Raw genomic sequence first — 3,652 nt, forward strand, 5'->3', positions numbered from 1 at the left:
GCTGACCCCCGTCCACCCGGGCCCACCGGCCCGGGTGGGCCCGGGTGGACGGGGGTCAGCCGCCCAGGGCGTCCCAGGCGGCGATGCCGCCGCGCAGGTGGGCGGCGTCGGGGTGGCCGGCGGCCAGCACGGCGCGCAGCGCCCGCGCGGAACGGGTGCCGCCCGCGCAGTGCAGCACCAGCGGCTGGGCGGGGTCGAAGCGGGCGGGGTCGGCGAGCACGTCCGCCAGGGGCACCGGCACCGCGCCGGGGATGGCGTGCGCGGCGTGCTCGTCGGGTTCGCGCACGTCCACGAGCACGAACCCGGCGCGCCCCGCGGCCCGCTCGCGCAGCCGGTGGGCCAGGTCCGCGGCGTCCACCTCGGGCAGGTCGTCGGAGGGTTCGCGGTCGGGGGCGCCCTCGACGGCCTCGACCGCGGTGACGGGGGCGCGGCGCGGGTCCGGCGCCAGGCGCAGCGGGCGCCACGTCATCGCCAGCGCGTCGTGCACGAGCACCCGGCCCAGCAGGCTGGTGCCGGCGCCGGTGACGAGCTTGACGGCCTCGGTGACCATCGCCGCGCCCACCGCCGCGCACACCGCGCCCAGCACGCCGGCCTCCCCGCAGGAGGGCACGGTGCCCGGTTCGGGCGGGGCGGGGAACAGGTCGCGGTAGGTGGGCCCGTGCCCGTCCCAGAACACCGCGACCTGGCCGTCGAAGCGCAGCACCGCCCCCCACACCCACGGGGTGCCGGTCAGGACGCAGGCGTCGTTGACGAGGTAGCGGGTGCCGAAGTTGTCCGAGCCGTCCACGACGAGGTCGTACCCGGCGACGACCTGCTCGGCGTTGGCCGCGGTGAGCCGCTCGCGGTGCTTGACGACGCGCACCAGGGGGTTCGCGCGGGCCACGGCGTCGGCGGCGCTGTCCACCTTGGCCCGGCCCACGTCCGCGGTGCCGTGCACGACCTGCCGGTGCAGGTTCGAGACGGCCACGACGTCGTCGTCGACGACGCCGACGGTGCCGACGCCGGCGGCGGCCAGGTACAGCAGCGCGGGCGAGCCGAGCCCGCCGGCGCCGACGACGAGGACCCGCGCGGCCTTCAGCCGCCGCTGGCCGACCTCGCCGATGCCCGGCAGCAGCAGCTGGCGCGCGTAGCGGCGCAGCTCCTCGCCGGTCAGCTCCGCGGCGGGTTCCACCAGCGGCGGCAGCCCCGCGCTCACGCGGTGCCCCCCGCGGCGCTGCCGGACCCGTCGGCCGCGCCCGACCCGCCGGACCCGTCGGACCCGTCGGACCCGTCGGTGCCGCCGAACTCCGCCAGGCCCTCCCAGGTGGAGGACGCCTGCGCCAGCGCGCGCTGCGGGATGCGCCCGGCCAGGCGGGCAGCGCGGCCGGCGAGGACGGCGTGGCGCATCGCCGCGCCCATCAGCTCCGGGTCCTGCGCGCGGGTGACGGCCGTGGCCAGCAGCACCGCGTCGCAGCCCAGCTCCATCGCGCGGGCCGCGTCGGAGGCGGTGCCGATGCCGGCGTCCAGGACCACCGGCACCGAGGCGCGCTCGGCGATGAGGGCGATGTTGTGGGGGTTGAGGATGCCCAGGCCGGTGCCGATGGGGGCGCCCAGCGGCATCACCGCCGCGCACCCGGCGCGCTCCAGGCGCAGCGCCAGGGCGGGGTCGTCGTTGGTGTACGCCAGGACGGTGAAACCGTCGTCGACGAGCTGCTCGGCGGCGTCGAGGAGCTCCACCGCGTCGGGCAGCAGGGTCTCCTCGTCGGCGACGACCTCCAGCTTCACCCAGTCGGTGCCCAGCGCCTCCCGGCCCAGGCGGGCGGTGAGCAGCGCCTCGCGGGCGGTGCGGCACCCGGCGGTGTTCGGCAGCACCTGCACGCCCACCCGGTCCAGGACGTCGAGCAGCGATCCGCGCGCGGAGGGGTCCACCCGCCGCAGCGCCACCGTCGTCAGCTCGGTGCCGGAGGCGCGCAGCGCGCGCTCGAGCACCTCGTGGTTGGCGGCCCCGCCGGTGCCGGTGACGAGCCGGGAGCGGAAGGCGCGCCCGGCGATCACCAGCGGGTCGGGGGCCGTCCCCTCCGCGGCCCCCGGCCCGCTGCGCGGGAACCCCGTCGTCTCCACGGGGCTCATCCTCCCGCCACCGCCCGCAGCACCTCGAGGCGGTCGCCCGCAGCGACGGGCGTGTCCGCCCAGCGACCGGCGGGCACGACGTCCTCGCCGACCGCCACGGCCGTGCCGCGCCCGTCCACCGCGCCCGGGGCGAACAGGGCGACGACGTCGGCGACGCTGGAGCCGGCCGGCACCCGCAGGGGTTCGGAGTTCACCAGCACCTCCACCTCCCCGCCCACCGCCACAGCTCCACGGGCGGCTCCCGCGGCGGCTGCCCGCGCGGTCCCCCCGGCGATCCGGTCGTTCACGGCACCAGCACCTCCTCGCGGGCCGCGGCGCGCGACCCGAACCTGGCCGGGTCGCAGGCCGCGACCTCCGGCGGGACGTCCTCCCCGTCGGCCAGCGCCGCCACGGCGTCGGCCGTCACCCCCGACAGCAGCACCCCGTTGCGGTGGTGGCCCACCGCCAGCAGCAGCCCGGGCACCTCGCCGAACCCGATGAGCGGCAGGTTGTCCGGGGAGCCGGGGCGGCAGCGCGCGAGCACCTCCAGCAGTTCCAGCTCCGCCAGCCCCGGCAGCAGCGCCTGCGCGTCGCGCAGCAGGTCGTGCACCGCGCCGGCGGTGACGGTCTCGTCGAAACCCCGCTCCTCGGTGGTGGCGCCCACCACGAGCTCGCCGTCCTCGCGCGGCACCAGGTACACGTCGCGGTCGCGCACCACGCCGCGCACGGTGCGCTGCAGCAGGTGCCCGCCCCCGGGCATCCGCAGCCGCGCCACCTGCCCCTTCACCGGGCGCACCCGCGCGTGCTGCTGGGCGCGCGCGCCGGTCGCCAGCACCACCAGGTCCGCGCGCACCGCGGAGCCGTCCGCGAACCGCACGCCCGCGGCGCGCCCGCCCTCGACGAGCACCTCGCCGCGCGCGGGCACGAACTCCACGCCGCGGCGGCCGGCCGCGGCGCTCAGCGCCCGCAGCAGCCGGCGCGGGTCGACCTGGTGGTCCCCGCGGGCCAGCGTGCCGCCGGAGACGGCCGGGTCCAGGAAGGGTTCCAGCGCCCGGCACTCCCGGCCGGTGAGGGCCTGCACGTCCAGCCCGAGGCGCTCCTGGGCGCGGCGCACGTCCGCCAGGCGGGCGCGGTCCCCGGCGTCCAGGGCCAGCACGAGGGTGCCGCAGGCGCGGTAGCCGGTGGGCGCCTCGCCCGCGTCGCCGGCCCGCGCGGCGTAGCCGGCGAAACCCCGCGCGGCCAGCAGGCACAGGGCCAGCAGGTCCTCCTCGCCGTGGTGCAGCTCGCTGACGGGCGCGAGCATCCCGGCCGCGGCCTTGGAGGAACCCCCGCCGGGGTCGGGGTCGACGAGCACGACGCGGCGGCCGCGCTCGGCCAGCCGCCACGCGCACGCCGTGCCCACGATGCCGCCGCCGAGCACGACGACGTCGCACGGGACCACCAGCACGCTCCCTTCGCCGGCACTACCCGGAGCAGGTTCGACGGTCGGCGAGTGCGCTCGCCCTCTCAGCCCGCGATCCCGGGCTCCCGTGGTGCGGCCACCATACCCCTGCCCCCACACCCC

At 78.9% G+C, this 3,652-nt stretch carries 4 protein-coding genes and 1 riboswitch; all 4 genes read right to left on the reverse strand.

Annotated elements, in window-relative coordinates; translation table 11 throughout:
- Window positions 1–55 precede the first annotated feature (55 nt).
- On the reverse strand, window positions 56–1,195 hold the full coding sequence (gene moeB / locus GTR00_RS16655) for a molybdopterin-synthase adenylyltransferase MoeB (RefSeq protein WP_166612705.1): 1,140 nt from the start codon (window positions 1,193–1,195) through the stop codon (window positions 56–58).
- Entirely contained in the window at window positions 1,192–2,109 is a 918-nt protein-coding gene (locus GTR00_RS16660; RefSeq protein ID WP_166612706.1) for a thiazole synthase, read from the reverse strand. Before GTR00_RS16660 ends, moeB begins: the two co-directional genes overlap by 4 nt.
- Entirely contained in the window at window positions 2,106–2,327 is a 222-nt protein-coding gene (thiS, locus tag GTR00_RS16665) for a sulfur carrier protein ThiS (RefSeq protein ID WP_166612707.1), read from the reverse strand. The genes GTR00_RS16660 and thiS overlap by 4 nt, the downstream gene beginning before the upstream one ends.
- 65 nt (window positions 2,328–2,392) lie before the next feature.
- Window positions 2,393–3,529, reverse strand: coding sequence for a glycine oxidase ThiO (gene thiO / locus GTR00_RS16670; protein WP_323132550.1), 1,137 nt, complete (start codon window positions 3,527–3,529; stop codon window positions 2,393–2,395).
- A riboswitch (TPP riboswitch) is annotated at window positions 3,520–3,629 on the reverse strand. (Overlaps the previous gene by 10 nt.)
- Between the last annotated feature and the right edge of the window lie 23 nt (window positions 3,630–3,652).

The organism is Kineococcus indalonis, from assembly GCF_009906395.1.
Lineage (GTDB): Bacteria > Actinomycetota > Actinomycetes > Actinomycetales > Kineococcaceae > Kineococcus > Kineococcus indalonis.

Coding starts and splice junctions, on each gene's coding strand:
- GTR00_RS16660 (WP_166612706.1), bottom strand. CDS start 2,109: ATGAGCCCCGTGGAGACGACGGGGTTCCCGCGCAGCGGGCCGGGGGCC.